This window comes from Antrihabitans stalagmiti (assembly GCF_016482825.1).
Lineage (GTDB): Bacteria > Actinomycetota > Actinomycetes > Mycobacteriales > Mycobacteriaceae > Antrihabitans > Antrihabitans stalagmiti.
The window spans coordinates 398,813-424,026 of the sequence record NZ_JAEMNV010000003.1; the positions used below are offsets into that span (position 1 = coordinate 398,813).

The following is a 25,214-nucleotide window of genomic DNA, read 5'->3' on the forward strand; positions in this document are numbered from 1 at the left end:
AAAGCTAGCGCAGTGTTGCGGTGAGGTGCGGGTAGCCCTTCTTGGGATGCTTCAGCGAGATATCCCAGCCGTCGCTGACCTCGTCTGCGTAGACGTTCACGGTTGCCGGAAGCAATACCGGCTTGCCGAACTTCACGCTGTAGGTCACCGAATCAGGAATCCGACCTTCGACGGTCTGCAGAGTTGCTGCCGCAGTGAACATTCCGTGCGCGATCGTGCCGGGGAAGCCGAATGCCTTCGCGCCGAGTCCCGAGATGTGAATGGGATTTCGGTCGCCCGATACCGCCGCGTACTTGCTGATCGTCTTCTGATCGATACGAAGCGTGCTCATCGGCGTCGGTGGGACCTCGTCCGGCTTGGGCTCGGGCTTGGGACCACCGGACAGCGACGTCTTCTGCTGGTGCAGGAACGTCGTCGTCTGATGCCACACCTCTTCGCGGCCGACGCTGACGACGGTCACGATGTCGACGAGCAGACCCTTCGGGTGCTCGCGCAGGTTCTCCGCGTGTGTGCGGATGTCCAGCGGTTCGCTGACCGAGATGGGTCGGGCCTGACGAATGATGTTCTCGGCGTGAACCGATCCGATCGCGGGGAACGGAAAGTCCTTGCTCGTAACAAGTTTCATCACGGTCGGGAACGTCAGAACGAACGGGTAGGTCAGCGGCAGGGTGTCGCTGAACCGCAGCCCGCACGCCTTGACGTAGGCAGCGAGGTGATCCGGATCGACGCGAAGACCTTTGAGCTCCAACGTCCGTTCCGGCAATGACTCGCTACGCGCACTGAGCCCAGGGATGGGCAGTGCACCGAGCGCGGCCTTGAAGTACAGGTCGCGAATTTTCGGCTGCTCTGTGAGCGTCTCTGTTTTGGCCATCGTCATGCGCCCAACAGGCTCTGTCCGCAGACCCGAACGACGTTGCCGGTGACAGCGTTCGATGCGGGGCTTGCGAAGTAGGCAATCGTCTCGGCGACGTCGACCGTCTCGCCACCCTGCAGCAGCGAGCTGAGGCGACGGCCGGCTTCGCGGGTGGCGAAGGGGATGGCTGCCGTCATCGCGGTCTCGATGAAGCCGGGGGCAACAGCGTTGATCGTGATGCCCTTCTTCGCGAGAACCGGTGCACTCGCGTTGACGAGGCCGATGACGCCCGCCTTCGACGTGCCGTAGTTGGTCTGGCCACGGTTGCCCGCGATGCCTGCGATGGAGGAAACGTCGACGACGCGGCCACCTTCCTTGAGCGCACCCTTTTCGATGAGCACGTCGGTGATGCGCTGCGGCGCAAGCAGGTTCACGTTGATAACCGAGTTCCACCGACCGTCGTCCATGTTGGCCAACGTCTTGTCACGCGTGATGCCTGCGTTGTGGACGATGATGTCCGCGCCGCCGTGACGGGAGAGGATGTGCTCCGCGAGAACGTCGGCAGCGTCGGCTGCTGTGACGTCGAGCGCGAGCGAGGTGCCGCCGACTTTGTTCGCGGTCTGCGAAAGGGCCTCGCCTGCCTGCGGGATGTCCGCGCAGATCACGTGCGCACCGTCACGCGAGAGCACCTCGGCGATGGTTGCGCCGATGCCGCGGGCCGCGCCGGTGACGACTGCGACCTTGCCTTCGAGCGGGCGATCCCAGCTCGCGGGAGCCGTCGACTCGGCTGCGCCGACTCGAATGACCTGACCGTCGACGAATGCGGACTTTGCCGAGAGCAGGAAGCGCAGGGTGGATTCGAGGCCCGAAAGGCCGGTCGCCGCGTCGGGGGAGACGTAGACGAGCTGAGCCGTAGCGCCGCGCTGGACCTCTTTGGCGACACTGCGTGTGAAGCCTTCGAGCGCACGTTGCGCGATGTGAGCGTCGACCGTCGACGTTTCGTCCGGAGTCGTACCGAGGACGACGACGCGAGCCGACGGTGCCAGGTTGCGGATGACCGGCTGGAAGAACTTGTACAGCTCGTCGAGCTGGCTCACGTTCTCGATGCCGGTGGCGTCGAATACCAACGCGCCGAACTTGGTGCCCTCTGATCCGTCTGCTGCGAACTCGTAATCCGAGAGCAGTTCGCGGATCGGCTCGACGAGACGGCCGTTGCCACCGAGAAGCACAGGACCGGCCAGGGGCGGCTCGCCGGCCTTGTACCGGCGGAGCTTCTCGGGCTGGGGAAGGCCAGCTTGTTTCGCGATGAACGCACCTGCCCCCGTGGACAGAAACGACGAATACAGGTCGGGAGCTCCCTTTGTTGCTGCCACTTTCCTACCTTCTCTGAGTTGACACGAGTGAAGACCGCACAATTTCTCAGCATGCGGAGTCGACATTGAACTTACTCCGGAGTAAGTTCAATGTCGAGCAGACCCCAACACCCATCTTGGAGACGTCAAGTGACAAGCAAGCAGCTGCGCCCGGTCGCGATCGTGGGCGGCAACCGAATTCCGTTCGCCAGGTCGGACAAGGCCTACGCACACGCTTCCAATCAGGACATGTTCACTGCCACCCTCGATGGACTGGTCAGCCGGTTCAATCTGCAGGGTGAGCGGCTCGGCATGGTCGTCGGTGGCGCGGTACTCAAGCACAGCCGCGACTTCAACCTCATGCGTGAGTCCGTCCTCGGTAGCGCGCTGAGCCCTTACACCCCGGCCTACGACCTCGGTCAGGCCTGCGGCACCGGCCTGCAGTCGATCATCGCCGTCGGCGATGCGATCGCAGCCGGTCGCATCGACGCGGGTGTCGGCGGCGGCGTCGACACCACGTCCGATGCCCCGATCGGTGTCGGCGAAGACCTGCGTGAGTTCATGCTCTCGCTCAACCGCGCAAAGACCACGGGTCAGCGCCTCAAGCTGCTCGGCCACGTGCGTCCGGGAATGCTCGGCCTCGAGATCCCGAAGAACGGCGAGCCGCGCACCGGTAAGTCGATGGGTGAGCACGCCGCGATCACGTCGAAGGAATTCGGCGTCCGTCGCGAAGATCAGGACGAACTGGCCGCCGCGAGCCACAAGAATATGGCCGCAGCGTACGACCGTGGTTTCTTCGACGACCTCGTCACGCCGTTCCTCGGTCTGACGCGCGACGACAACCTGCGTCCGAACTCCTCGGTCGAGAAGCTCGCCACGCTGAACCCCGTCTTCGGTGTCAAGCTCGGCGACGCCACGATGACGGCAGGCAACTCCACGCCGCTCACCGACGGTGCCTCCGCCGCGCTGCTGTCCACCGACGAATGGGCCGCCGAGCGCAAGCTTCCTGTCCTCGCACACCTGGTCGACTCCGAGACGGCCGCCGTCGATTACGTTCACGGCAAGGACGGACTGCTTATGGCACCGACCTACGCGGTGCCGCGGCTGCTTGCTCGCAACGGCCTCACGCTGCAGGACTTCGACTACTACGAGATCCACGAAGCGTTTGCATCGGTCGTTCTCGCGACTCTGCAGGCCTGGGAGAGCGACGCGTACTGCAAGGAGCGTCTCGGCCTCGACAGCGCGCTCGGCTCGATCGACCGCAGCAAACTCAACGTCAACGGTTCGTCGCTCGCGGCCGGACACCCGTTCGCCGCGACCGGCGGACGCATCGTCGCTTCGCTCGCAAAGATGCTGGCAGAGAAGGGTTCGGGCCGTGGCCTGATCTCCATATGTGCAGCCGGTGGCCAGGGCGTCACCGCGATCATCGAACGCTGAAAAAAAGATTCGCCGCGGGTGTAACGCCCGTACGAACCTAGCGATGTCATAGGCGGCCCCGCGCTGCTGCCCGACCCCCGACCCGGCAGCCGCGCGGGGCCTTCCATGTCTCCAGCCGTTTCGCTCGACAAGAAGTCGAGGTTTGCGCCAAGTACGCTCGAGGCATCCGCACAGTGTTGTGCTCACAGATTGTCGTGCCCATTCGACGGTGCGACGATCTCCGAACCTGGCGGGAGATGTGCGTGACCGAAGTGTCAGGGAAGTCTCCTCGCCACGCTGCCGATCCTGGATCGCTTCCGGAGCGCAACAACGGCGCCGGTCGGCACTCGGTCGAGCAACCCGACGATGCGGTCACCGAGGTTATTCCGGTCGTGGTCGAGGCGCCCGTCGCTGCGGCCGACGAGCCTGCAGCATCGGCATCTGCTGCACCAGCGGCTGCGGCACCAGCGGGGCCACCCGGCGAGACGCGCCTCGCAGCCAAGCGTCGGCTGCGGCGTCGTCCACGTGTCGGGCTGCTCGTCGGTGGTCTGTTCGCTGTGCTCGCAATCGCCTATGGCATCGATCTGTTCGTCTCGTCCGGCTCGGTCCCACGAGGTGTCACAGTCGCGGGAATCGATCTGGGCGGCAAAGACAAGGGCGAGGCGGAAGCAATACTGCGTGACCGGTTGGGTGAGCGGTCCGAGCAACCTGTCGCCGTAGCGATCGGCGACCTCCGATCCGAGGTCGTTCCGGTCGCCGCAGGTCTGCAGGTCGACGTGGCCACGACGATGGACGCCGTCGGTTCGCAACCGCTCAACCCGATCACCAGGCTGACGTCTTTCTTCACGACCCGCGAGACCGACGTGACGTCGGTTGTCGACGACGCCGCCCTCACAGCGGCCGTCACCGATCTCGCTGCGTCGACCGACCGCAAACCCGTCGAGGGGAATGTCGTCTTCGAGGGCGCTGAGCCGGTACCGGTCAAACCCGCCGTCGGTCAGACACTCGATGTCGAGGGTGCGAAGGTAGCGCTGATTGCCGGATGGGCCGACGAAAATCCCGTCGAGCTACCTGTCGAGGTCGGGGGAGTTGCGGTGGACGCGACTGCCGTCGACCGGGCGATCGAGGAGGTAGCGAGGCCGGCGGTGTCGAGTGAGGTTGTGTTCACCGGCCGCGACAACAAGTCCGCCGTGCTGCGGCCCGAGTTGGTCGGGGCAGTGCTCACGTTTGTGCCTGACGGTCGCGGCGGGCTCGCTCCGGAGTACAACCGCGACGCCGCGACGGCAATCCTTGCCCCGCAACTCGCCGTCACCGATGTCAAGCCGAAAGATGCTGTCATCGCGGTCGATTCGGGATTCCCGAGGATCGTTCCAGCGGTCGTCGGTGACATGGTGTCGTGGCAGAAGACGCTCGATCAATTGCCTGCTCTACTGGGTGCGAGCGGTGCGCGGACCGCGACCGCAATCTACGAGCCCGTGCAGCCCGCATTGACGACCGAGGGCGCGACCGGACTCGGAATCAAGGAAGTGATCGGCGAATACTCGACGGGCGGGTTCGAATCCGCGTCGGGTGTCAATATTCGCAAGGTGGCGCAGGTTGTGAACGGTGCGATCGTGAAGCCTGGAGATACCTTCTCGCTCAACGGCTTCACCGGTCCGCGCGGCCTCGAGCAGGGTTACGTCGAGTCCGGCGTCATCGATCACGGTCGGCCGGCCAAAGCGGTCGGCGGCGGGATCAGTCAGTTCGCTACGACGCTCTACAACGCGACCTACTTCGCAGGCCTGGAAGACGTAACGCACACCGAGCACAGCTACTACATCTCGCGGTATCCAGAAGCACGTGAAGCGACGGTGTACGAGGGTGCGATCGACCTGCAGTTCCGCAACAACACGAGCAGCGGCATTCTGATCGAGTCGTTCGGCAACAGTTCGAATGTGACCGTTCGCATTTGGGGAACCAAGACCGTCGACGTCGAATCCGTCACCGGAGATCGGTACGCCCAGACCCAACCGGAATCGGTCACGCTGCCCAAGGGTGATGACTGCGTCGCATCGAAAGGTGCGCCCGGCTTCACGACGAGCAACACGAGAATCATCTCCGACCGCGCGAGCGGCAACGAGGTCTATCGCCACACTCGCACGGTGAAGTACGACCCGGTGCCGATCGTGAAGTGCGAGTAGGGCCTCCGGCCTCGTGAGTCCTTTCGGTGGTCCGGCGCGCCGAAAAGACGCACGAGCGACTTAGGCGCCGTTGGCCGCGGCTGTCAAGGGTTTCGCTCGTGAAACGCGCATGGGTTGGGTGCGGCCGGTTCGATCGCGAGACTCGACACCCATGAGCACCGAACGCATCGCAGACGAGATCAAGTTCGCCTACTGGGTGCCGAACGTCAGTGGCGGCCTCGTCACCTCGACGATCGAGCAGCGCACCAGCTGGGATTACGAATACAACAAGAAGCTCGCGCAGACGGCAGAGAACAACGGCTTCGAATACGCGCTGAGCCAGGTCCGCTACGAGGCGAGCTACGGGGCCGAATTCCAGCACGAGTCCACGAGCTTCAGTCTGGCTCTGCTGCTCGCGACCGAGCGACTCAAGGTCATCGCGGCCGTGCACCCGGGTCTGTGGCAGCCTGCTGTGCTCGCGAAGCTGGGTGCAACCGCGGATCACCTGTCCAACGGTCGGTTTGCGGTCAACGTCGTCAGCGGTTGGTTCAAGGACGAGTTCACCCACCTCGGCGAGCCGTGGCTCGAGCACGACGAACGATACCGTCGCAGCGCCGAATTCCTGCAGGTGCTCCGCAAGATCTGGACCGAGGACGACGTCGACTTCCGAGGCGACTTCTACCGGATCCACGACTTCACGTTGAAGCCGAAGCCGCTGAACACCCCGAAGCGTCCGAACCCGGAACTGTTCCAGGGCGGCAACTCCCAAGCCGCACGCCAGAACGCAGGCAAGTACTCCGACTGGTACTTCAGCAACGGCAAGGACTTCGACGGCGTCACCGAGCAACTCGTCGACGTGCGGGATGTTGCCCGAGCACACAAGCGGGAGGTGAAGTTCGGGCTCAACGGCTTCATCATCGCCCGTGACACCGAGGCCGAGGCAAGGGACACCTTGCGCGAGATCATCGCAAAGGCGAACAAGCCTGCGGTGGAGGGCTTCCGCGGTGCCGTGCAGCAAGCCGGCGCGTCGACAGCCGACAAGAAGGGCATGTGGGCCGACTCGTCGTTCGAGGATCTCGTGCAGTACAACGACGGCTTCCGGACGCAGCTCATCGGCACACCCGAGCAGATCGCGGAGCGCATCGTCGAATACCGTCGCCGCGGCGTCGACCTGATCCTCGGTGGCTTTCTGCACTTCCAAGAGGAAATCGAGTACTTCGGCGCACGTGTGTTGCCGCTGGTCCGTGAACTCGAGGCGAACGAAGAACGCGAACTGGAGCCGTTGCTCGCATGACCGCGTCCCTCGACGCCGCACTGGTTTCCACTGCGGCAGAGGCGGTGTCGGTGGCGAGCGAGCTCGCGACGCGGTTCGCGGTCGGTGCCGCCGATCGAGATCGTGCGCGGCGGTTGCCCGTCGACGAGATAGCTGAGCTCTCTCGTTCGGGGTTGTACGGCGCAACCGTTCCAGCGACGTTCGGCGGAGCCGATATTGCACCGTCCGTGCTGGCGGAGGTGTTGCGGATCCTCGCGACCGCGGACCCGAACATCGCGCAGATACCGCAGAGCCACTTCGTGTACGTACAGCTGCTGAAGGTAGCGGCGAACCCGGAGCAGCAACGCTTCTTCTTCGGAGAAGTGCTGCGTGGCAAACGGTTTGCCAACGCTCAGTCCGAACGCGGCGGGAAGACGATCACCGACATCGCGACGACGTTCACACCGGCGCAGTCGGGTGGATTCCGGCTCGACGGCACGAAGTATTACTGCACGGGGACGCTTTTCGCGCAGTGGATTCCGGTGTTGGCGCGGTTGCACGATCCCGATCGGCTATCGGCTCTGCCCGCGGGGGACTACGTGCTCTACGTTCCTGCCGATGCTGCCGGGCTCACCGTCGTCGACGACTGGAACGGCTTCGGTCAGCGCCTGACGGGCAGTGGCACTGTGACGTTGGAAGGTGTTGCTGTCCAGCCGGAATGGGTGGTTCGACGGTCGCCGGCCTTCGATGGTCCTACCAGCTACGGCGCCTTCGCTCAATTGCTGCATACGGCAATCGATGTCGGCATCGCACGTGCCGCGCTGGACGAGGCTGCGGCCTTCGCGCGGACGAAGAGTCGCCCGTGGTTCGAGGCGAAGGTCGAACGTGCCGTGGACGATCCGTTGCTTGTGCAGCGCTTCGGTGAGCTCGCCGTATCCGTGGCGACTGCCGAGGCCACACTTGTCGCGGCGGGCCGTGCCGTGGATGCGGCGTTCGACGAGCCGACCGAACAGAGTGCAGCGGATGCGTCCATTGCGGTCGCCGTGGCGAAGATCGTCGCAGAGAAGAGTGCGGTCGAAGTATCGGCGGCGCTGTTCGAGGTGTCCGGGACACGTTCGGCTGCAGCGGATCTCGATCTCGACCGGCATTGGCGTAACGCTCGAACGCACACGTTGCACGATCCGGTCCGATGGAAGTATCAGCACATCGGCCGCGTTCTCCTGCACAACGAGGCGCCGCCGCGGCATGGCTTGATCTGACGGAACCGAAAACATTATGTGTTGTAACAATTTTGGAGTTACTCGATGACACGTTCGGCCAATTCACTGTCCTTCCACTGGTTCCTGCCGACCTACGGCGATTCGCGCAATCTCGTTGCAGGCGGACACGGGACGTCGATGTCCGGCGACAGGACCGCGAGCCTGCGCTACCTCAACCAAATCGGCGCTGCCGCAGAGGACAACGGCTTCGAGGCGGTACTGACGCCGACGGGTGCCTGGTGCGAGGACGCGTGGCTCACCACGGCGATGATGGTCGAGACCACCGAAGTGCTGAAGTTTCTGGTTGCCTTTCGGCCGGGTCTGATCAGTCCGACCCTCGCCGCGCAGATGGCGGCGACCTTCCAGTGGCAGTCCCGCGGACGACTCCTGCTCAACGTCGTCACCGGTGGTGAGAAGCACGAGCAGGAAGCCTACGGCGACTTCCTCAGCAAGGACGAACGATACGAACGGTGCGGTGAATTTCTCGATGTGGTCCGCCGACTGTGGACGTCGCCGAGCCCGGTGACGTTCGAGGGCAAGCACATTCACGTCGAGAAGGCAGCACTCGGTCGGCAGCCGGACCCACTGCCGCCGGTGTTCTTCGGTGGGTCGTCGGGTCCGGCCGGACCGGTCGCGGCAAAGTATGCGGATACCTATCTGACCTGGGGTGAACCGCCTGCCGCGGTGTCGAAGAAGCTCGAATGGATTCGGGGGCTAGCTGTAGACGAGGGCCGAATCCTTTCGTACGGGTTGCGTATTCACGTAATCAGTCGCGACACCGCGGAGCAGGCGTGGGCCGAGGCCGACCGCCTGCTTGCCGCGATCGATCCGGCCGCCGTCGAACGTGTGCAGGCCAATCTCGCCCGCAGCGAGTCCGAGGGGCAGCGCCGAATGCGCGAATTGCACGGTGGCAGTACGGATCGTCTCGAGATCGGACCGAACCTCTGGGCAGGTGTCGGGTTGGTCCGCGGTGGTGCGGGCACAGCACTGGTCGGTTCGCACGAGGAGGTTGCGGATCGCCTCGCCGAGTACGCGAACCTCGGCATCTCGCATTTCATCCTGTCCGGGTATCCGCACCTGGAGGAGGCGTACTGGTTCGGCGAAGGTGTGCTGCCGATTCTCGAGCGTCGCGGCCTGTGGACTCACCCGACTCGGTCGGTCGACCTGTCGCACTCGTCCGTCCCGTTCGCTGCGGCGGCGTCGAGCTGATCGGCGTCGCGAACAACTGGCAGGTCAGCTTGGATGGCCGCACCTGCTCCGCCGAGTCTCGCGATGGCAACGCCGCCGACAATGGCTGCGCCACCGAGCATTTGCACGACGGTGATCGACTGGTCGATCAGTAACCACGCGAAGACGGACGCGAAGAGAACTTCCGACAGCAGCACAAGTGACATCAGCGTCGAGCCGATTCGAGAACCGCCTGCGACGCCGAAAACGTAGGCCAGGACGGTGCTTACGGTGATCAGCAGAAACAGGGGGACGTACCAGGGCAGCTGCTGCCCAGCGAGGTCTACGGAGTCGGTGGCGAACGTCGCCGACATGATCTGCGTTGCGATCAGGACGCCTGCGGTAGCAGCTGCGACAGTCATACCGCTCGCAAGCAGGACGATGGGTGCGAGCGAATCCGAGGTCCGTTCGGACAGCAGGAAAAAACACGCGTTGCCGAGCATCGACAAACCAGCCCAACCGAGGCCGACCAGGCTGAGTCGCAGGCCGCCGAAGACGTCGATGACCGCCGCGGCACCGACGAGGGCAACGACGGTGCCGATGATCGTGAGGGTGCTTGCCGGCCTTTTGCGGACCAGCCACTCCCAGGCGATGACGACGATGGGTGCGAGGAACTGGATCATCAGCGTCACGCCGACCGAAAGGTGTTGCATCGACAGGAAAAACGTGGCCTGCACGCCTGCCACTGCGACGCTTCCGTAGACGCCGACGGTCCGAAAATGTCTCGGTGCGTCGAGTAGGCCGCGCCGATCGACGATCGCGGCGATGACCAGCGTGATCGCGGCTGCGCCCGTTAGCCGGACGACGAGTGTGCCGCCGGGTGACCAGCCGTTGTCCATCAGGGCGGTCGCAAACGATCCCGACAGCCCGAAGGTGATTCCGGAGAGGATCATCAGCCAGATTCCGGTGCGCATCCGGTGTGCGTCGACGTTGATGAGTCCACCTCCTCGGGCTTTCGTGTCAGGACCAATTTCGATTACGCTAATGACACTAACGACAGCACGCGTCAGGAGTCAAAATGTATTTTGCTCATGACACCGATCATGCGCTCGTGACGACGACGGCTTTGGTGAACACACTGCTCGGCGACGACGACTCGCTGAGCGATCCTGCCGCGCTGAACGATTTCCTGGACGAGTACGAGTTCACGGGCAGGCGCGATCTGAGCGACGTCGAATTGCAGCAGGTTCGCGGGCTACGCCGCAGCCTCCGCGGCGTGTGGGATGCCGCGGACGAGACTGTCGCCGTCGACATCGTGAATCGCATGCTGCTGGACTCGAACGCGCGGCCACGATTGACGCGGCACGACCGCTGGGACTGGCATCTGCACGTCACCGCAGCCGACGACCCACTTACCGACCGGATCGCCGCCGAAGCCGCGATGGCGTTGGTCGACGTGATTCGCGTCGGCGACCTCGATCGGTTGAAACACTGCGCGGCGCCCGACTGCGATGCCGTGCTGATCGATCTGTCGCGCAACAGGTCTCGGCGCTATTGCGACACCGGAAACTGCGGCAATCGGGCCAATGTCGCCGCGTATCGGGCACGAAAGGCCGCAAGCGGGTCGTGAGTCCTTTAGGAGGTCCTGCCCTCCGAAAGGACGCACGAGCGGCGGAGCCGCCTACGCCAATCCTGCGCGAATTGCCGCCGCTGCTGCCGCTGCTCGGGACGTGACACCCAGCTTCGAGCGGATGTTCGCCACGTGGCGGTGCACCGTATGTGCGCTGAGGACCAGTCGGTCGGCGATTTCCTGGTCGGTCATGCCCTGGGCGATCAAGGCAACGACCTCACGTTCACGACCCGACAGTTCCGACCTCACCGGAGTGGCCGGACGCGCATCGACACCGAGAAAATCCAGAAGCGCCGACGCGACTGCGTCCGAATCTCCGCGCCACGGATAGTGATCGAGACCGTTCAGCGCAACGAAGCGCGCACCCGATATCGCAGCGGCAAGTTTGCGACCGAGCGCAAACGGCACGGCGCGGTCCTGCCGACGGTGCAGGACGAGCGTCGGAGCCGTGACGTGCGAAAGATAGTGCGTCGCATCGAATCGATACACGCCGTTCAATGCTGCCGACGCGGTTTCCGCGGTTGCCGCCGCACGCTGGAACTCGACGAAATCGCGTCGTTCGTCAGCTGTCGCGTCCGGCAGAAACACGTCGGCTAGGAACTTCGATGCGACACCCCAGTGCTCGGCGACGAGTGCAACGATCGCATCGCGTGCCGCGGCGTCCGCGATCTCGGCGCCGCGAACGTAGGATCCGTACAGCGCCAGACTGCGGACCCGCTCCGGCCGCTGCGTCGCGTAACACGCAACAACCGTACCGCCGGACGACGCGCCGAGCATATCTACTGCCGTGCTAGCGAATTCGTCGGAAACAGCGTCGGCAATCGCGGCAAGTGTCGCGACCTCGCCGAGCAACGTCACGGCCGAATCCGGGGAGGGTTCGGATAGTCCCATTCCCGGCCGGTCGTAGCGGATCACGGTTCGGTGCGTGGCAATCTTGGCGATGAAATCTCGGAAAAGACCGTTCTGCCAATCCAATTCGAGGTGCGAGCACCACCAACCGCCGAAGATCAGCGGCGGACCCGTACCGACAGCCGACCACGCGACCGCACGCCCGCCGACGTCGGTCCGGAAGAACCGCTGCCCGGGTGTACCCACGAAAGAAATCTTAGGACTTGTCCAGCCGATAGAACCGCCAGAAGTCGTGCCCGAGTGGCAACTCCTCGAACGTGCACCCGGCGGCTTCGGCCCAACCGCGGACCGTTCCGGGGCGGAGCACCGTGCCATTGGCGATGTGCGTCGATTCGGCCATAGTCGCCGGAAGGCAATGCAGCACACTGAATGCGTACTGCAGCCGTTCGATCTCGCCTGCGTTGGCGGTGAACTCGTCACCACTGTGTTCGTCGCCGATCAGAATGACACCGTCGCTGGTCAAGGCGCCACGAATCGCAGCAAGCACCCCGACCGGGTCGCCCATGTCGTGCAGCGCCTCGAAGATCAGAGCGAAGTCGAATTGCACCTTGCGCTGCTTCGCGAGTTCGCCGATCGCGGTGGCGTTGGCGACTTCGAAATGGACCCGATCCTCCAACCCACGCTCGCTGACGTTGCGGCGAGCATCTTCGATCGACGCCGTGTCCATGTCGACACCCACAACCTCGACGTTGGGGAAGGCCTCGGCGATGGCAATGCTCGACCAGCCCGTTCCGCAGCCGGCGTCGAGGACAACGGCACCGTCACGCAGGCGGTTCGTGACGTCTTTCATCGAGCCGATCCATTCGGGCAGGTCGTGGATGAATCCCGGCCGGTTGAACGTGCCGATACCGTGCCGGATCTCCTCGCCGTACTCCTCGTATGCGACGCCGCCGCCGGACCGATAGACGGCAGGCAACGCGGGCAACGCGAGCCCGCAGCCGACCATCATCGGCGCAGCGCCCATCATGTGCAGCGGACTTTCCTCGTCGAGCAGGACGGGTTCGTGTTCGCTCGGGATCTCGTAACGCCGCTGCAGTTCGTCCCCGGCTTCGGCAACCGCGATGAAGCCTGCCGCAGCCTGCTGCTCGAGCCACTCCCGCGCGTATCGCTCGGCGATGCCTGCTTCGGCGGCAAGCTCGGCCGAGTTCACGGTGCCGAGACGGTGGACGGCGCGATAGAGGCCGAGACGCCGACCGAGGTCGATCGTCAGCAACTCCATACCGGCAACGAGGGATTCGAAGATTCTGTCTGCAAGATCGGTCACGACGCATCTCCGGTGAGAGCAATCCACACTGCTTCCGACTGAGCAACTGTAACGCCGTCGGGGTCGACGAGGGCTGCTGCTGTGCGATATTTGCGGCCCGACACGGCGAGCGTCCAACCGACTGCGACGAGTTGATCGCCGACGTGAATCGGGCGACGCTGGACGACGCTCAATCGGCCGAGCAGGCAGATCGGCCCGCTCTGCAGTGCGACGGCTGGATAGCTCGAGCAGTCCAGTGCGGCCCAGACGATTTCGGACGGGACAACGCCGTCGGCGTCGCCGACCGTTGCATCGGGAACGAACGGTGAGGCGGTGACGTCGTCATGCCCGTCCAGAATGCCTGGGCTTACGTGCAAGCCGTTGCTGCGTTCGGGTCCACACACGAAGCAATCCGACAGTAGGTGGCGAATACCGTTGCCAGGATGGCGGTTGCGGGCTGCTTCGGCTTCGGCCATCGTCGGCCGAGCCGGAGCGATGAGGATGCCGGGATCGATGGAACACGCTTCGGCGTAGACGACACCGTCGGCGACGACACGCATGATGCCGTCGTCGTCGCGGTGGACCGAGAGTTCCGTTTCGAGCGGCGGCGGTTTCCGCAGCGTCACTCGCGAGGGACCGTCGACGAACGCCGCGATGCGCCCACACGCATAGCCGCCGTTGGCACTGGCGGGCGGGCCGTTGAAACGGCTGTCGATGGTGAGCCGGCCGAGCAATTCGGTTGTCCGGGTGGCGATTCGGTCGATCATGTCCTTGGCTCCGTTCAGCGGGTTGTGACTACAAGTCAACCGCTGGGAGTGCTTCTGCCGCATCGCGTGAACAGGCCAACCTCGAATGGCCGAATCGGGCCACGGTCGGGGGCTGACAGACTCGTCGTATGTCAATGCTCAGGACGGCAGGCTTTGTCGGAGTCACCTTCGCCTTCGTTGTCGTGATGGTAGGAACGACGCTGCCGACGCCGCTGTATCCGCTCTACGAGCAGGAGCTCGGCTTCGGCCAGCTGACGGTGACAGTGGTCTTCGCGGCGTACGCCGTCGGCGTGATCGCCGCACTGCTGCTACTCGGCACGGCTTCGGACGTACTGGGTCGGCGGCGGGTGATGCTCCTTGCGATTGCGGTATCCGCGCTCAGCACGCTGGTGTTCGTGACCTCGCCCGCGCTCGGCTGGCTGTACGTGGGTCGGGTGCTGTCCGGGATCAGCGCCGGCTTGGTCACCACGACGGCGACGGTCTACCTCGTCGAGCTTGCAGGCAGAAGCTCGGACGGGGGAGCGGGCTCGGGTAAGGCGACGCGCGCGGCGCTTGTGGCGACAGCAGCAAACATGCTCGGCCTCGGGCTCGGTCCGCTGGTCGCGGGTGTGCTCTCGGAGGTATTCGGCGAGCCGCTGATCACGCCGTACGCCGTCCACCTCGGGCTGTTGGCACTCGCGCTTGCGGCCGTTCTGCTCGCTCCCGAAACCGTCGAACCGAAGGGTGGATCGCTTCGTCCTACTCGGCCTGCTGTCGCGGCCGAAGCGCGAGCGGTGTTCGTGCCCGCGGCGATCGCCGCGTTCGCGGGCTTCGCCGCGCTTGGTCTCGTCACATCGGTGTCGGCGGGAATTCTTACCACCGTGCTCGATCGGCACGACCGCGCGCTGACCGGAGTGGTCGTGTTCACAATCTTCGCAGCTTCCACCTTCGGTCAGGTGGCGTTGCGCGGCGTACCGACGCGGACCGCACTTCGGCTGGGTTGCGTCGTCCTTGCGGTCGGGGCAACGCTGCTGGGCTCCTCGTTGCCTGCCAAATCTCTCGTGCTTTTGGTTGTTGCCCTCGTTGTGATCGGCATAGGCCAGGCGCTCTGCTTCCGGGCAGGCATCGCCGAGATCACCGCGCAGAGCCCACCCGCGAAGCGGGCTCAGACCGTGACGAGCTTCTTCCTGGTCGCCTACGTCGGCATCTCGTTCCCCGTTGTGCTGGTCGGCCTGGCCTCAGGACCGATGGGTTTGCGTGACGCGGCGATCGCATTCAGTGCTGCCGTGGCGGTGTTGGCTATCGTCTCCCTGCTCGCCCAGATCATGATCGCAAAAAACCGCACCCCCGGATAAGTATCCGAGAGTGCGGTTCTTCGGGCTGCTGCGATGAATCAGAACGCAGCTTCGTCGAGCTCCATGATGTCGTTCTCGATGTTGCTGAGGACGTTACGCGTTGCGGTCAGCTCGGGCAGCATGTTCTTCGCGAAGAACGAAGCAACTGCGATCTTGCCTTCGTAGAACGCCTTGTCCTTGCCTGCATCGGCTCCGTTGTCGAGGGCCTTCAGGGCAACCTCGGCGTGGCGCAGCAGCTGCCAACCGATGAAGAGGTCGCCGACGGCCATCAGGAAGCGCACCGATCCGAGACCGACCTTGTACAGCTCCGACGGCGTCTGCTGGGCACCCATAAGGTGTCCGGTCAGCGTCGCGGCCATGCCCTGAACGTCTTCCAGAGCGGTGGCGAGCAGCGCGCGCTCGGCCTTCAGCCGGCCGTTGCCTGCCTCGCTGTCGATGAACTTCTGGATCTGACCGGCAACGTGCGCGAGAGCGACGCCGCGGTCACGCGCGATCTTGCGGAAGAAGAAGTCCTGCGCCTGGATCGCGGTGGTGCCTTCGTAGAGGCTGTCGATCTTCGCGTCGCGGATGTACTGCTCGATCGGGTAGTCCTGCAGGAAGCCGGACCCACCGAAGGTCTGCAGCGACTCGGTGAGCTTGCCGTAGGCCTGCTCGGAGCCGACACCCTTGACGATTGGGAGCAGCAGATCGTTGACGCGGAACGCGGTGTCCTTGTCGGCACCCGACACCAGCAGAGCGGTGTCTTCGTTCTGGTGAGCTGCCGTGTAGAGGTAGATCGCGCGCAGGCCCTCGGCGTATGCCTTCTGCGTCATCAGGCTGCGACGGACGTCCGGGTGGTGCGTGATGGTGACGCGCGGTGCTGCTTTGTCGGTCATCTGCGTCAGATCGGCACCCTGGACACGCTCCTTGGCGTAGTCGAGAGCGTTGAGGTAGCCGGTCGACAGTGTCGCGATGGCCTTCGTGCCGACCATCATGCGAGCGTGCTCGATGACGTCGAACATCTGCGCGATGCCGTTGGGGGTCTCGCCGACCAACCAGCCCTTCGCGGGAATGCCGTGGCCACCGAAGGTGAGCTCACATGTCGTCGAGACCTTGAGGCCCATCTTGTGTTCGACGTTGGTGACGAAGGCGCCGTTGCGCTCGCCGAGTTCGCCGGTCTCGAAATCGAAGTGGAACTTCGGGACGAAGTACAGGCTCAGGCCCTTGGTGCCGGGTCCGGCGCCTTCGGGGCGGGCGAGCACCAGGTGGAAGGTGTTCTCGAACATGTCGTCGGCGTCAGCAGAGGTGATGAAGCGCTTGACGCCTTCGATGTGCCACGAGCCGTCGTCCTGCTTGATGGCCTTCGTGCGGCCTGCGCCGACGTCGGAGCCGGCGTCGGGCTCGGTGAGAACCATCGTTGCGCCCCAGTTGCGCTCGGCCGCGATCTTGGCCCAGCCCTTCTGCTCGTCGGTCGCGTTGTCGTAGAAGATATTGGCGAAGCCGGGGCCCGCGGAGTACATGAACACGGCCGGGTTGGCGCCGAGGATCATTTCTGCGATCGCCCAGTACAGGATGCGCGGGACGTTCGTGCCGCCGAGTTCCTCGTCGATGCCGAGGCGATCCCAGCCGCCGTCGGCGTAGGCGCGGTACGACTTCTTGAATGCTTCGGGAATCTTGACCGTATGCGTCTCGGGATCGAACACCGGAGGATTGCGGTCGGCTTCGGCGAAGGACGCGGCGATCGGTCCTTCGGCGAGCTTGCGAACTTCGCTCAGCATTTCGCGAGCGGTATCTGCGTCCAAGTCCCCGTACGCGCCCGTTTCGAGGGTCTCGCCGAGTCCAAGTACCTCGAACAGGTTGAATTCGAGGTCCCGTACGTTGCTCTTGTAGTGGCCCATCGTTCTTCGCTCTCCATTGAGTCAGGGGTGCGGTCTGGTCAACCCAGTCCCGCCCGTGTGGTTCCAGCTCCTACACCATGGCGGTGTACTCACCAGTAACTTAGTGTCGATGTTACGCCCGGATACGGACAACGACCAAGAGTTCGAGTCCATTGTGTGATGCGTTGCACACACGCCGCGATCGCGTGAAATCCACTGGCGAACAACGGATCCCGGCCCCAGATCGTGAGGAACCCTCACGTTTGGCGGCGGAATGACATACCGTCGAAACATGGAACCCGGGCGAACGAGATTGCGGCAGTTGGCTATCCCGACAGCAGCGGGCGAAGCCCAGGTCTGGATCGACGGCCGGACGAATCCCCGATTTCTGGTCGTTCTCACCCACGGCGCGGCGGGTGGAGTCGACGCACCGGACCTGCTCGCGGTCCGACGGAAGGCGGTCGAACTCGGCGGGTCGGTCGCCCGCGTGTTGCAGCCGTACCGCGTGGCGGGCGGTCGGGCACCCGGATCTGCCGTTCGCCAGGACGCGGCATGGCTCGAAATCGTCGCCGATCTGCGCAGGCGCTTCAAGAAGGTCCCGCTGATACTCGGCGGGCGCAGCAACGGTGCCCGCGTCGCGTGTCGGACCGCGCCCGCGCTGGGTGCGGCCGGCGTCATCGCATTGGCATTTCCGCTGCATCCGCCTGGCCAACCCGAAAAATCGCGGGTCGAGGAGCTACGCGGAGCAGGAACCGACGTCGTCGTCCTCAACGGAGATCGCGACCCGTTCGGCGTTCCCGACCCCGCCGACGCCGCGCTTGTACACGTACTCGCTGGTGAGACGCATGCGCTGAAGAAGAGCGCGGCCGTCATCGGCGAGGTGGTCGAGCCCTGGTTGCTGCGCTGGAGCGAGTAGGTCGTTCAGAGCTTCGTAGCGACGACCAGTGCATCGATGGCGTCGCCCGCAGGTGTTTCGCGTAGGCGTCGTTCGGCGACGCGAATTTCGGCTCGGGTGCCCAACTCTGCTACGACGTCGTCCGGGGTGAACAGAATCGCCGGATCCTGCGGTCCGCCGACGCCGGAGGTGATGTTGTCGGAGTCGTGGCCGAGGACGATCAGGGTCCCGCCAGGCGTCAACGCGTCGATCGACGCCGTCAGCACCGCCGCGCGCTCGTCGGCGGACAGGTGCAGAAAGACGAGCAGGACCAGGTCGTAGTCGCTGTCGAACTGCGCATCGGTGACATCGGCTCTTACCCACTCGATCCGCTCACGAACCGACCGTGGCGACCGCGCCGCAACCGTCGCACCCTTGTCGAGCGCGACGCGGGAGAAGTCGACGGCAGTGACACGCCACCCCGTGACGGCCAACCAAATAGCGTTGCGACCCTCTCCGCACGCCAGATCGAGTGCCCGACCACGCTGCAGCGGCCATAGCTGCTGGACGACCAGCGAGTTCGGCGGTGCACCCCAGACAAGATCGGCCTGCGCGTACCGATCGTCCCAGTCCTTGGCGTCCACTCAGCCGAGGGATGTCTTCATCAACACCACGTTGTACTGGTTGTGAATGGTGGTGAGGAAATAGAGATCGGACCCGGTTTGGTACGGGTAGAGCGACGGGGCGTAGGCGGTCGGCAGCTCCCGGGTGTCGATCAGGACTTCGGGCGGACTCCACGGCCCCTGCGGTGACGGTGCACGCATCATGACCACCGAGTTCCAGGGATCGGTCGTCAACATGATGTATTGGCCGAGGAACTGGTTGTATTGGACAGAGAGCTCGCCGACCCCGCCCGTGATCGGGGCGGCTGCGTTGACGTCGTCCTTCTTCCATTCGCTGCCGGTCCAATATTCGTACTCGGCGAGATTGGCGATGTCGTTCTCGCGAACACGGGCTACGTGGGCAAGATTGTTTCGTCCGGGCGGCGTGCCGTAGACGTAGACGAAACCGCCGTCCTTCAAAAACGCGTTCATCTGGAAGTTCCGGTTGCCTGCTTCGGCCGGACGATGCGTCTGCGGCAGATCGCCCCAGTTCTCGCCATTGTCGCCGGATGCGGCTAGGCCGGCGAAATTGGTGGTCCATTGTCCGGGTTGATCCCAGGTCTTGACCGACATCAGGCTCAGGTACTGGACACCGTTGACGGAAACGCCTGCGGTCGGGATGCGACTGATTTCGATGAACGGGATCTTGGGGCTCGGCACGAGATCTTTGGCTTGGCCGAAGATGTCGCGCGCGACACTGTCGTAGAAGATGCCGTCAGCTGGATTCCGATCGTGGCTGCGGACGAGGATGTTGCTTCGCCACGCCCAGATGCTGCCTGCCAGCAGGTTCGGAAAGCCGAGGCCGGCGGTGTCTCCGAAGGCTGTGAGCATCTCGCCGCCGCCGTTGTCCCACATGATGCCGAGGTCGGTACCGAGAACGTTGTAGCTCGCCGTGTTGTTAGGACTCGCCAGACCTGTCGCCTGGAACACCGCTCGGGTTCTGCCGTGCAACTGCGGCAGACCGTTGGTGCCGTTGATGACGGGAATGGGATTGATCGCGTTGGGGTTTGCGGCCGCATGAGGTGCGAGAACCACCAGCGACGCAGTGACGCTCACGAGAGCGGTTAACACGATCGAACTGGTCTTCTTCACCTCGGTGCCTCATCTCGAAGTCTGCGCGTACGAAGTCTGCGCGTAAGGAGCCCTGCCTTTTCGGCCGCGACCGGTGCGACGACAGCACAAAACGCCGAAATATTAGCAAGATTGTGGGGTCGGGGAGAGGCGAAAGTTTTGATAGCGCAGCTAACGATGGGGTCGTCGGTGTGGTCGAAACCCCCGTAGCAACTCAAATCGGGCGCGAGTCTTGCCGACCGTCGTTGCCGAAAAGGCGCCCGAGCAGCAGTGCGACAGGGACGGAAACAGCCGCCCAGCCGAGTGTTGCCGCAGCTATGACCATGTGCCTCAGTGCCAGCGCCTGCGACGCACCTCGCCGCGACTGGTTGCGGAACGATAACGAAAGGCTGCGTGAAATTGTTATGTGGACGGTATGCGCAAAAGCGTGGCGATGTGGGCCAGAGCAAACTCTTGGGCTGCTTTTTCGTCCTCGACTGGAATGATTCCGTCCGGTGTCAGAGCAAGCGACAAGGCCAATCGGGCAAGGATCTCGGCGACCTGCTCGGTGTCGAACTCGCGCAGCTTGGCATTGCCCTGCAATTCGCCGATGTAGTCCGCCAGGTAGGCGCGACCGAGCGCGAGCAGCGGTCCGCCGTTGGTCGTCAGATAGGGCAGCAGCACGTCGGGCTCGGTGATCAACAACCGTCGCAGCAGCGGATTGCCGGACAGTATTGCCACGAACGACGAAAATCCGGCGGCCACCTGAACCTCGACGGGTGCGCTTCGGTCTACGCGACTGTCCACAGCGGTGACGAACCGTTGCGCCTCGCGTAGACCGACGGCCTCGACGACCGCTGTCTTACTGGCGTACCGGCGATACAACGTCGCCGGGCTGACCCCCGACCGCTTTGCGATTTCGCCCATGCTCGTTCGCTTTATGCCGAAGTCGAGAAACGCTGCCAATGCGCCATCGAGGATCGCGGGATCGCCGTCGTCGGACGACGCACCGAGGATCTGCGACAGAAAACCGCTGGTGGTCATGGCCTCAGCTTAGTTGGCCGACCCCAGCGGATTCTCCCTCGATCAGTTGTTGCGGTTGGTCCTGCCCATGCCCGACTGGTCGTTCGGGCGGATGCCTGGCTGGTCGTTCGGATGTGCAACCGGCTGATCGATCGGACCCTGCGCGTTGATCGGACCCTGCGCGTTGATCGGACCCTGCGCGACCGAATCGCGGTCGGTACGCGGGTCGAGCTTGTCGGCGCGCTGCCACTGCTTGTCGACCTTCTGACGCGCGTCGGCTGTCGCTGCTGACTGCTCGCGAGCTTCGCGCTCCAGCCGTGCTGCCTCCGCCGCACGCTGCTCGGCTTCGGCACGCATCCGGACTGCACCGGCATGCTTCTCGGCAGCCTCGGCGCGCTGCTGCTCGATCGCAGAGCTTTCCTCGAACGCGCGCTGCCTGATCTCTTCGGCTTCCGCGCGTCGCCGAGCGGGACGTTTCCGTGCCGCGACTACCGCAACCGCGACGATCAGTGCGATGAGTACAACCGCAACTATTGCAACAATGACCCAGGTATCCATACGTTTTGCCTCCTCGAAGCGCCCTGTCCGGGGCTTCTTACAGGCGTACCCAGATAGTTGCAGCGGTGAACCTGTCCCGGTGAAGGGATCAGGCGAGGCCCTCGGCAAGAAGCTGATTGCGAATGAATCGAGCGAGGTCTTTGACGGCGTCGCGCTCGTACAGATCGATCGTTCGGCCGGCGTTCTCGCGCTCGGTGATCCAACGTTCGATGGCGTCGTGGGTTACCGACCCGACGACCATTTCTTTGGCGCGCAGGCCGTCGTCGGCCCCGGCCTCGGACACGTCACTCATACCGTTGATCATCGCATCTTCCTCCCTGTTTGCGTCGTACTCCAGAGTTGGAGTCGCAAACCCGCGCGACGACCCCCCAACGAAACGTCCTGCAACGATAGCAGCCGATGCGGCACCCCGAATGGGTCCGACCTGGCCCGGACCGGTTCAAATCAGAGGTCAGCGGGGATCGATCATCGACATCCACCAGTCGTTCGGAAGCTCCTCACCGCGTACCACCGAGCGTGTCAGTCCCCACGCCATCAGCATCCCGAGCGCAGCAAGCCACAGCGCGAGTCCGATGACTCCGATGCGAACCAACCACACCATGTCGCGTAGCGGATCGAACAGGATCATCGCCGGAGCAATGGCGAGTGCGAGGCCGATCGCCCACGCGGAGCCGGACCGGTCGGCTCGGAGCACTGCACGCAGTATTCGATGCGGATGTGTGGTCGTCTTCTTCGGCTGTCGATTTCTCATGAGGCGACGCTAGAACCGATGCGGTAGCACGGCGATTACCCGAGAGGTAATGGCGACCGCTACCTGCGCGAACCGCTGCGAGAGGTGGGTTAAGCCGACGATAAGGGGTCGCTAAGGGGGTCGGCCGATTCTTTGTCTCATGACGAACTTCGACGACAAAAGCCCGACCACCACACGGACCGAGGGGGTCACCGACTTCTCGTTGGTGCTTGCACTCATTGCGATCGGGATGCTCGGATTCGCGTTCGCCTTCATCGCGCTGTTCCCGACGGATCGAATGTAGGGACGGCTGTAACGAATTCGGCGCACTCACACACTGGACTTCCTATGAACACTCGAACCGCACGCCGCCCATTTCTGAAGCGGCCCATCATCCTCTCTGTGCTTGGAGTTGTGGCCGTCGCGATCGCGGTAGCCGCGTTTTGGCTGGAACCGTGGAAACTCGTCGTCGATCAGACCGTCGACGAGGCCTTGCCGACCGTTTCGCAGACCGACGGCCGACCGAGCGCAGAGCCCGTGGTGCTCGCAGCGGGATCGTTCATCAGTCACGAACACACGACGACCGGTTCGGTCGAGTTGCTCGAGCTGTCCGACGGCACCCGCGTGCTACGGATCGAAAACCTCGACACAAGCAACGGCCCACTTCTGAAGGTGTTCCTCACCGATGCTCCCGTCGTCGACGGCACCGCGGGCTGGCGTGTGTTCGACGATGGCCGTTACGAAGATCTCGGCGAGCTCAAAGGCAATATCGGCAGTTCCAACTACGTCGTACCCGCCGACGTCGATATCGACGGCCTCACCAGCGTCAGTATCTGGTGTGACCGCTTCGATGTCTCCTTCGGTGCTGCCACCCTCGGCTGATCACCTCGCTCGCGATGTCAGCTGGAGGCCGGCGCGGGCTTGCCTTCGAGGCTCGCCCGCGGCGCAGCGCGCCAAAGGAGGACTGCACCGGCGGCGGCAACCGGCGGCCAAATCGTGCGCTCCGGCAGCGAAGGCGAGGCCAGGTTGATCGGAACGCCGAGGGCAAGCCCCACCGCGCCGACCCGCGTCACCACGTCGCGAACGCGGGGTGTTCCGACCGCGCCGACCGCAACCGCTGCCAGGCCGAGGTAAATCGGGACTGCCGCGGCGCTGACCGCCCGGAGTCGGTTGGGCACAGTTCCAGGGTGAGCACCTCCGTAGGCCGCCGCCCCGAGCGGCGCCCCAGCAGCAAGAGCAGCCTGAAAGCCGGCGATGCTGCCAAGGACGGCGGCCGCGAGGCGTCCGGACGTCTGCGGTGAGAGCGTCATCGAATCATGTCTATGGAGGTGTGTACCGACCGGTGCATCAGTACCCCGTGGCGTCAACCCACGTTGAAGTAGACGAGTGTGCTGCCGACTCTGATCTGATCGCCGTGCACCAGCTGCCAGCTCGTGTCGATCCGAATGCCGTTGACTGTCGTTCCGTTGGAGGATCCGAGGTCGACGAGCACCGCGGTGTGGCCGTCCCAGCGAATGTCGAAGTGCTGCCGAGACACCCCCGGATCGGCGAGGCGAAACGCCGTGTCGAAACCGCGGCCGACCACGTTTGTACCAACCAGCAGCTGGAACGCGCGGCCGCTGCCGTCGTCGGGAAGAAGCGCGGCGATGTGACCCGGCGCGTAGGCCGGGTAGGTGGCGATGTGCATGGGACGAGATTCCACGACCGAACTTGCCCCTGACTTAAAGCGGACTTAAGGGATCGACACCTACTCTCGGACGTATGGAGACATCGATCGTCTGGTTCCGGCGAGATCTGCGGCTGACCGACCTACCAACGCTGCTGAGTGCGGCTGATATGTCGGCGCGTGCGGTCGCGTTGTTCGTGCTCGACGATCGACTGCTGCGGTCGGCGGGGGCTGTCAGACGGACGTTTCTCTATCGATGCCTGCGTGAGCTCGACGACGCGTTGAAGGGTTCGCTGGTAGTTGTCGAGGGCGATCCCGCGGACCTGGTGCCGAAGGTTGCGTCGGCGGTGGGTGCGAACAGCGTCCATGTCAGTGCCGACTTCGGACCGTACGGTGCCCGACGCGATGCTGCGGTCCGCAAAGGCCTCGGTGACGTCGACCTGGTCGAGACCGGATCGCCGTACGCGGTAGCTCCTGGCAGAGTCCGCAAGGACGACGGGACGCCCTACAAGGTGTTCACACCTTTTCGGCGGGCGTGGTACGACCACGGCTGGCGTGCGCCTGCGAAGACCGACGCGTCGACGCTGAAGTGGCTCGCTCCGGACGACATCGAGGGTCGAATCCAGGTGCCGGACGACGAAGATCTGGGGACCACCGAGTTGCCGGCAGCAGGTGAGGCCGCCGCGTTGGAGCAGTGGCAGTCGTTTGTGGCGAACGACCTGACCCGCTACGACGGCGAGCGCAATCGCGCGGATCTCGATTCGACGAGCCGGATGTCGGTGTACCTGAAGTACGGCTGCGTGCATCCGCGCACGCTGCTTGCCGACGTTCGGGGTGAGGATGCGAGCTCGGCGACGCTGCGAAGTGAACTCGCGTGGCGGGATTTCTACGCCGACGTGCTGCATCACAATCCGCGGTCGGCACGACACAATCTCGACAAGAAGTTCGACAGGATCGATTACAACACCGGTGCAGCGGCGGACGAGGCGTTCGAAGCCTGGCGCGAAGGTCGAACCGGATTTCCGATCGTCGATGCGGGCATGCGGCAGCTGCGCGCGCAGGGGTGGATGCACAACCGTGTTCGCATGATCACGGCGTCGTTCTTGACGAAGGATTTACACCTGCCCTGGTGGCGTGGTGCGCAGCACTTCATGGACCTTCTTGTCGACGGGGATCTGGCATCGAATCAGCACGGCTGGCAGTGGACCGCAGGAACGGGTACGGATGCGGCACCCTATTTCCGGGTTTTCAATCCGACTACGCAGGGCGAGAAGTTCGACCCCGACGGCGAATACGTGCGGCGCTGGATACCCGAGCTGCGCGAGGTCGACGGCAAAGCGGTGCACACGCTGAAGGCGGGGCGTCCGAACGGTTACCCGGAGCCGATCGTGGACCACAAAGAGGAAAGGCTCGAGGCACTGGCGCGCTACGAGCAGATCAAGGCTCGCTGATCG

At 64.1% G+C, this 25,214-nt stretch carries 26 protein-coding genes; 11 read left to right on the plus strand and 15 right to left on the minus strand.

All coding sequences use genetic code 11. The annotated features are described in order from the left end of the window. Positions 1–4: 4 nt before the first annotated feature. Both JGU71_RS10485 and JGU71_RS10490 read right to left on the minus strand, forming a co-directional pair. Positions 5–871, minus strand: coding sequence for a MaoC/PaaZ C-terminal domain-containing protein (locus tag JGU71_RS10485; protein ID WP_372433144.1), 867 nt, complete (start codon positions 869–871; stop codon positions 5–7). Between the two features lie 2 nt (positions 872–873). Continuing rightward, the gene (locus JGU71_RS10490; protein ID WP_199704028.1) at positions 874–2,226 is read right to left on the minus strand and encodes a 3-oxoacyl-ACP reductase; all 1,353 of its coding nucleotides are present in this window, start codon (positions 2,224–2,226) and stop codon (positions 874–876) included. Between the two features lie 90 nt (positions 2,227–2,316). Between JGU71_RS10490 and JGU71_RS10495 the strand changes: the two genes are divergently transcribed. From JGU71_RS10495 to JGU71_RS10515, 5 genes are all read left to right on the plus strand, one after another. After that, complete coding sequence (locus JGU71_RS10495) at positions 2,317–3,642, plus strand: acetyl-CoA C-acetyltransferase (RefSeq protein WP_199704029.1); 1,326 nt, start codon at positions 2,317–2,319, stop codon at positions 3,640–3,642. 242 nt (positions 3,643–3,884) lie between these two features. Next, the gene (locus JGU71_RS10500) at positions 3,885–5,801 is read left to right on the plus strand and encodes a VanW family protein (RefSeq protein WP_307829582.1); all 1,917 of its coding nucleotides are present in this window, start codon (positions 3,885–3,887) and stop codon (positions 5,799–5,801) included. Between the two features lie 151 nt (positions 5,802–5,952). After that, a complete protein-coding gene (sfnG, locus tag JGU71_RS10505; protein WP_199704031.1) occupies positions 5,953–7,074 on the plus strand; it encodes a dimethylsulfone monooxygenase SfnG in 1,122 nt (373 codons plus the stop codon). Then, positions 7,071–8,291, plus strand: a complete 1,221-nt coding sequence (locus tag JGU71_RS10510) for an SfnB family sulfur acquisition oxidoreductase (protein ID WP_199704032.1) — start codon at positions 7,071–7,073, stop codon at positions 8,289–8,291. The genes sfnG and JGU71_RS10510 overlap by 4 nt, the downstream gene beginning before the upstream one ends. A gap of 45 nt (positions 8,292–8,336) precedes the next feature. Beyond that, positions 8,337–9,500, plus strand: a complete 1,164-nt coding sequence (locus JGU71_RS10515) for an LLM class flavin-dependent oxidoreductase (RefSeq protein WP_199704033.1) — start codon at positions 8,337–8,339, stop codon at positions 9,498–9,500. On the opposite strand, the gene JGU71_RS10520 is transcribed toward JGU71_RS10515, so the two are convergent. Further along, positions 9,434–10,432, minus strand: a complete 999-nt coding sequence (locus JGU71_RS10520) for an EamA family transporter (protein WP_199704034.1) — start codon at positions 10,430–10,432, stop codon at positions 9,434–9,436. The two genes, JGU71_RS10515 and JGU71_RS10520, sit on opposite strands and share 67 nt — an antisense overlap. Positions 10,433–10,536: 104 nt before the next feature. Between JGU71_RS10520 and JGU71_RS10525 the strand changes: the two genes are divergently transcribed. After that, positions 10,537–11,088 (plus strand): CGNR zinc finger domain-containing protein, encoded by a 552-nt coding sequence (locus JGU71_RS10525; RefSeq protein ID WP_199704035.1) that lies wholly within the window; start codon positions 10,537–10,539, stop codon positions 11,086–11,088. A gap of 51 nt (positions 11,089–11,139) precedes the next feature. Here the strand turns inward: JGU71_RS10525 and JGU71_RS10530 are convergent, their stop codons facing one another. From JGU71_RS10530 to JGU71_RS10540, 3 genes are read right to left on the minus strand one after another with little or no spacing between them, the layout of a single operon-like run. Then, positions 11,140–12,183: an alpha/beta fold hydrolase gene (locus JGU71_RS10530; RefSeq protein WP_307829583.1), complete on the minus strand. Its 1,044-nt coding sequence runs from the start codon at positions 12,181–12,183 to the stop codon at positions 11,140–11,142. Positions 12,184–12,193: 10 nt separating this feature from the next. After that, complete coding sequence (locus tag JGU71_RS30385) at positions 12,194–13,261, minus strand: class I SAM-dependent methyltransferase (RefSeq protein WP_199704037.1); 1,068 nt, start codon at positions 13,259–13,261, stop codon at positions 12,194–12,196. Continuing rightward, complete coding sequence (locus JGU71_RS10540) at positions 13,258–14,007, minus strand: hotdog fold domain-containing protein (protein ID WP_199704038.1); 750 nt, start codon at positions 14,005–14,007, stop codon at positions 13,258–13,260. Before JGU71_RS10540 ends, JGU71_RS30385 begins: the two co-directional genes overlap by 4 nt. Positions 14,008–14,135: 128 nt before the next feature. Between JGU71_RS10540 and JGU71_RS10545 the strand changes: the two genes are divergently transcribed. After that, on the plus strand, positions 14,136–15,341 hold the full coding sequence (locus JGU71_RS10545) for an MFS transporter (protein ID WP_233529012.1): 1,206 nt from the start codon (positions 14,136–14,138) through the stop codon (positions 15,339–15,341). A 38-nt stretch (positions 15,342–15,379) separates the two neighbouring features. On the opposite strand, the gene JGU71_RS10550 is transcribed toward JGU71_RS10545, so the two are convergent. Further along, complete coding sequence (locus JGU71_RS10550; RefSeq protein WP_199704039.1) at positions 15,380–17,218, minus strand: acyl-CoA dehydrogenase; 1,839 nt, start codon at positions 17,216–17,218, stop codon at positions 15,380–15,382. Positions 17,219–17,489: 271 nt separating this feature from the next. On the opposite strand from JGU71_RS10550, the gene JGU71_RS10555 reads away from it, so the two are divergent. Beyond that, positions 17,490–18,113: an alpha/beta hydrolase family protein gene (locus JGU71_RS10555; RefSeq protein WP_233529013.1), complete on the plus strand. Its 624-nt coding sequence runs from the start codon at positions 17,490–17,492 to the stop codon at positions 18,111–18,113. A 5-nt stretch (positions 18,114–18,118) separates the two neighbouring features. On the opposite strand, the gene JGU71_RS10560 is transcribed toward JGU71_RS10555, so the two are convergent. From JGU71_RS10560 to JGU71_RS10585, 6 genes are all read right to left on the minus strand, one after another. Then, positions 18,119–18,715 carry a class I SAM-dependent methyltransferase gene (locus tag JGU71_RS10560; RefSeq protein ID WP_199704040.1) on the minus strand — a complete coding sequence of 199 codons (597 nt, stop codon included), beginning with the start codon at positions 18,713–18,715 and terminating at the stop codon, positions 18,119–18,121. Beyond that, on the minus strand, positions 18,716–19,825 hold the full coding sequence (locus tag JGU71_RS10565; protein WP_199704041.1) for a glycoside hydrolase family 183 protein: 1,110 nt from the start codon (positions 19,823–19,825) through the stop codon (positions 18,716–18,718). It abuts the gene before it with no gap. A 381-nt stretch (positions 19,826–20,206) separates the two neighbouring features. Further along, complete coding sequence (locus JGU71_RS10570) at positions 20,207–20,827, minus strand: TetR/AcrR family transcriptional regulator (RefSeq protein WP_199704042.1); 621 nt, start codon at positions 20,825–20,827, stop codon at positions 20,207–20,209. A 42-nt stretch (positions 20,828–20,869) separates the two neighbouring features. Continuing rightward, a complete protein-coding gene (locus JGU71_RS10575; protein WP_199704043.1) occupies positions 20,870–21,364 on the minus strand; it encodes a hypothetical protein in 495 nt (164 codons plus the stop codon). An 88-nt stretch (positions 21,365–21,452) separates the two neighbouring features. Further along, a complete protein-coding gene (locus tag JGU71_RS10580; RefSeq protein WP_199704044.1) occupies positions 21,453–21,656 on the minus strand; it encodes a hypothetical protein in 204 nt (67 codons plus the stop codon). Between the two features lie 159 nt (positions 21,657–21,815). Beyond that, on the minus strand, positions 21,816–22,115 hold the full coding sequence (locus JGU71_RS10585) for a hypothetical protein (protein WP_199704045.1): 300 nt from the start codon (positions 22,113–22,115) through the stop codon (positions 21,816–21,818). Positions 22,116–22,254: 139 nt separating this feature from the next. Here JGU71_RS10585 and JGU71_RS10590 point away from each other — a divergent pair, with 139 nt between their 5' ends. Both JGU71_RS10590 and JGU71_RS10595 read left to right on the plus strand, forming a co-directional pair. Next, positions 22,255–22,398, plus strand: a complete 144-nt coding sequence (locus JGU71_RS10590) for a hypothetical protein (RefSeq protein ID WP_199704046.1) — start codon at positions 22,255–22,257, stop codon at positions 22,396–22,398. A 44-nt stretch (positions 22,399–22,442) separates the two neighbouring features. Next, a complete protein-coding gene (locus JGU71_RS10595; RefSeq protein ID WP_199704047.1) occupies positions 22,443–22,976 on the plus strand; it encodes a DM13 domain-containing protein in 534 nt (177 codons plus the stop codon). Positions 22,977–22,993: 17 nt separating this feature from the next. Here the strand turns inward: JGU71_RS10595 and JGU71_RS10600 are convergent, their stop codons facing one another. Beyond that, on the minus strand, positions 22,994–23,404 hold the full coding sequence (locus JGU71_RS10600) for a hypothetical protein (RefSeq protein WP_199704048.1): 411 nt from the start codon (positions 23,402–23,404) through the stop codon (positions 22,994–22,996). 53 nt (positions 23,405–23,457) lie between these two features. Next, positions 23,458–23,781: an FHA domain-containing protein gene (locus JGU71_RS10605; RefSeq protein ID WP_199704049.1), complete on the minus strand. Its 324-nt coding sequence runs from the start codon at positions 23,779–23,781 to the stop codon at positions 23,458–23,460. Positions 23,782–23,855: 74 nt separating this feature from the next. Between JGU71_RS10605 and JGU71_RS10610 the strand changes: the two genes are divergently transcribed. Further along, a complete protein-coding gene (locus JGU71_RS10610) occupies positions 23,856–25,211 on the plus strand; it encodes a cryptochrome/photolyase family protein (RefSeq protein ID WP_199704050.1) in 1,356 nt (451 codons plus the stop codon). The last annotated feature ends 3 nt before the right edge of the window (positions 25,212–25,214 follow it).

What these genes read in the sequence shown, in the direction of transcription:
- JGU71_RS10510 (WP_199704032.1), top strand. Translation starts at nt 7,071, where the DNA reads ATGACCGCGTCCCTCGACGCCGCACTGGTTTCCACTGCGGCAGAGGCG.
- JGU71_RS10545 (WP_233529012.1), top strand. Translation starts at nt 14,136, where the DNA reads ATGTCAATGCTCAGGACGGCAGGCTTTGTCGGAGTCACCTTCGCCTTC.
- JGU71_RS10485 (WP_372433144.1), bottom strand. Translation starts at nt 871, where the DNA reads ATGGCCAAAACAGAGACGCTCACAGAGCAGCCGAAAATTCGCGACCTG.
- JGU71_RS10580 (WP_199704044.1), bottom strand. Translation starts at nt 21,656, where the DNA reads ATGAGTGACGTGTCCGAGGCCGGGGCCGACGACGGCCTGCGCGCCAAA.
- JGU71_RS10570 (WP_199704042.1), bottom strand. Translation starts at nt 20,827, where the DNA reads ATGACCACCAGCGGTTTTCTGTCGCAGATCCTCGGTGCGTCGTCCGAC.
- JGU71_RS10605 (WP_199704049.1), bottom strand. Translation starts at nt 23,781, where the DNA reads ATGCACATCGCCACCTACCCGGCCTACGCGCCGGGTCACATCGCCGCG.
- JGU71_RS10590 (WP_199704046.1), top strand. Translation starts at nt 22,255, where the DNA reads ATGACGAACTTCGACGACAAAAGCCCGACCACCACACGGACCGAGGGG.
- JGU71_RS10585 (WP_199704045.1), bottom strand. Translation starts at nt 22,115, where the DNA reads ATGAGAAATCGACAGCCGAAGAAGACGACCACACATCCGCATCGAATA.
- JGU71_RS10540 (WP_199704038.1), bottom strand. Translation starts at nt 14,007, where the DNA reads ATGATCGACCGAATCGCCACCCGGACAACCGAATTGCTCGGCCGGCTC.
- sfnG (WP_199704031.1), top strand. Translation starts at nt 5,953, where the DNA reads ATGAGCACCGAACGCATCGCAGACGAGATCAAGTTCGCCTACTGGGTG.
- JGU71_RS10520 (WP_199704034.1), bottom strand. Translation starts at nt 10,432, where the DNA reads ATGCGCACCGGAATCTGGCTGATGATCCTCTCCGGAATCACCTTCGGG.
- JGU71_RS10525 (WP_199704035.1), top strand. Translation starts at nt 10,537, where the DNA reads ATGTATTTTGCTCATGACACCGATCATGCGCTCGTGACGACGACGGCT.
- JGU71_RS10495 (WP_199704029.1), top strand. Translation starts at nt 2,317, where the DNA reads ATGTCGAGCAGACCCCAACACCCATCTTGGAGACGTCAAGTGACAAGC.
- JGU71_RS10515 (WP_199704033.1), top strand. Translation starts at nt 8,337, where the DNA reads ATGACACGTTCGGCCAATTCACTGTCCTTCCACTGGTTCCTGCCGACC.
- JGU71_RS10600 (WP_199704048.1), bottom strand. Translation starts at nt 23,404, where the DNA reads ATGACGCTCTCACCGCAGACGTCCGGACGCCTCGCGGCCGCCGTCCTT.
- JGU71_RS10555 (WP_233529013.1), top strand. Translation starts at nt 17,490, where the DNA reads ATGGAACCCGGGCGAACGAGATTGCGGCAGTTGGCTATCCCGACAGCA.
- JGU71_RS10595 (WP_199704047.1), top strand. Translation starts at nt 22,443, where the DNA reads ATGAACACTCGAACCGCACGCCGCCCATTTCTGAAGCGGCCCATCATC.
- JGU71_RS10550 (WP_199704039.1), bottom strand. Translation starts at nt 17,218, where the DNA reads ATGGGCCACTACAAGAGCAACGTACGGGACCTCGAATTCAACCTGTTC.
- JGU71_RS10575 (WP_199704043.1), bottom strand. Translation starts at nt 21,364, where the DNA reads ATGGATACCTGGGTCATTGTTGCAATAGTTGCGGTTGTACTCATCGCA.
- JGU71_RS10610 (WP_199704050.1), top strand. Translation starts at nt 23,856, where the DNA reads ATGGAGACATCGATCGTCTGGTTCCGGCGAGATCTGCGGCTGACCGAC.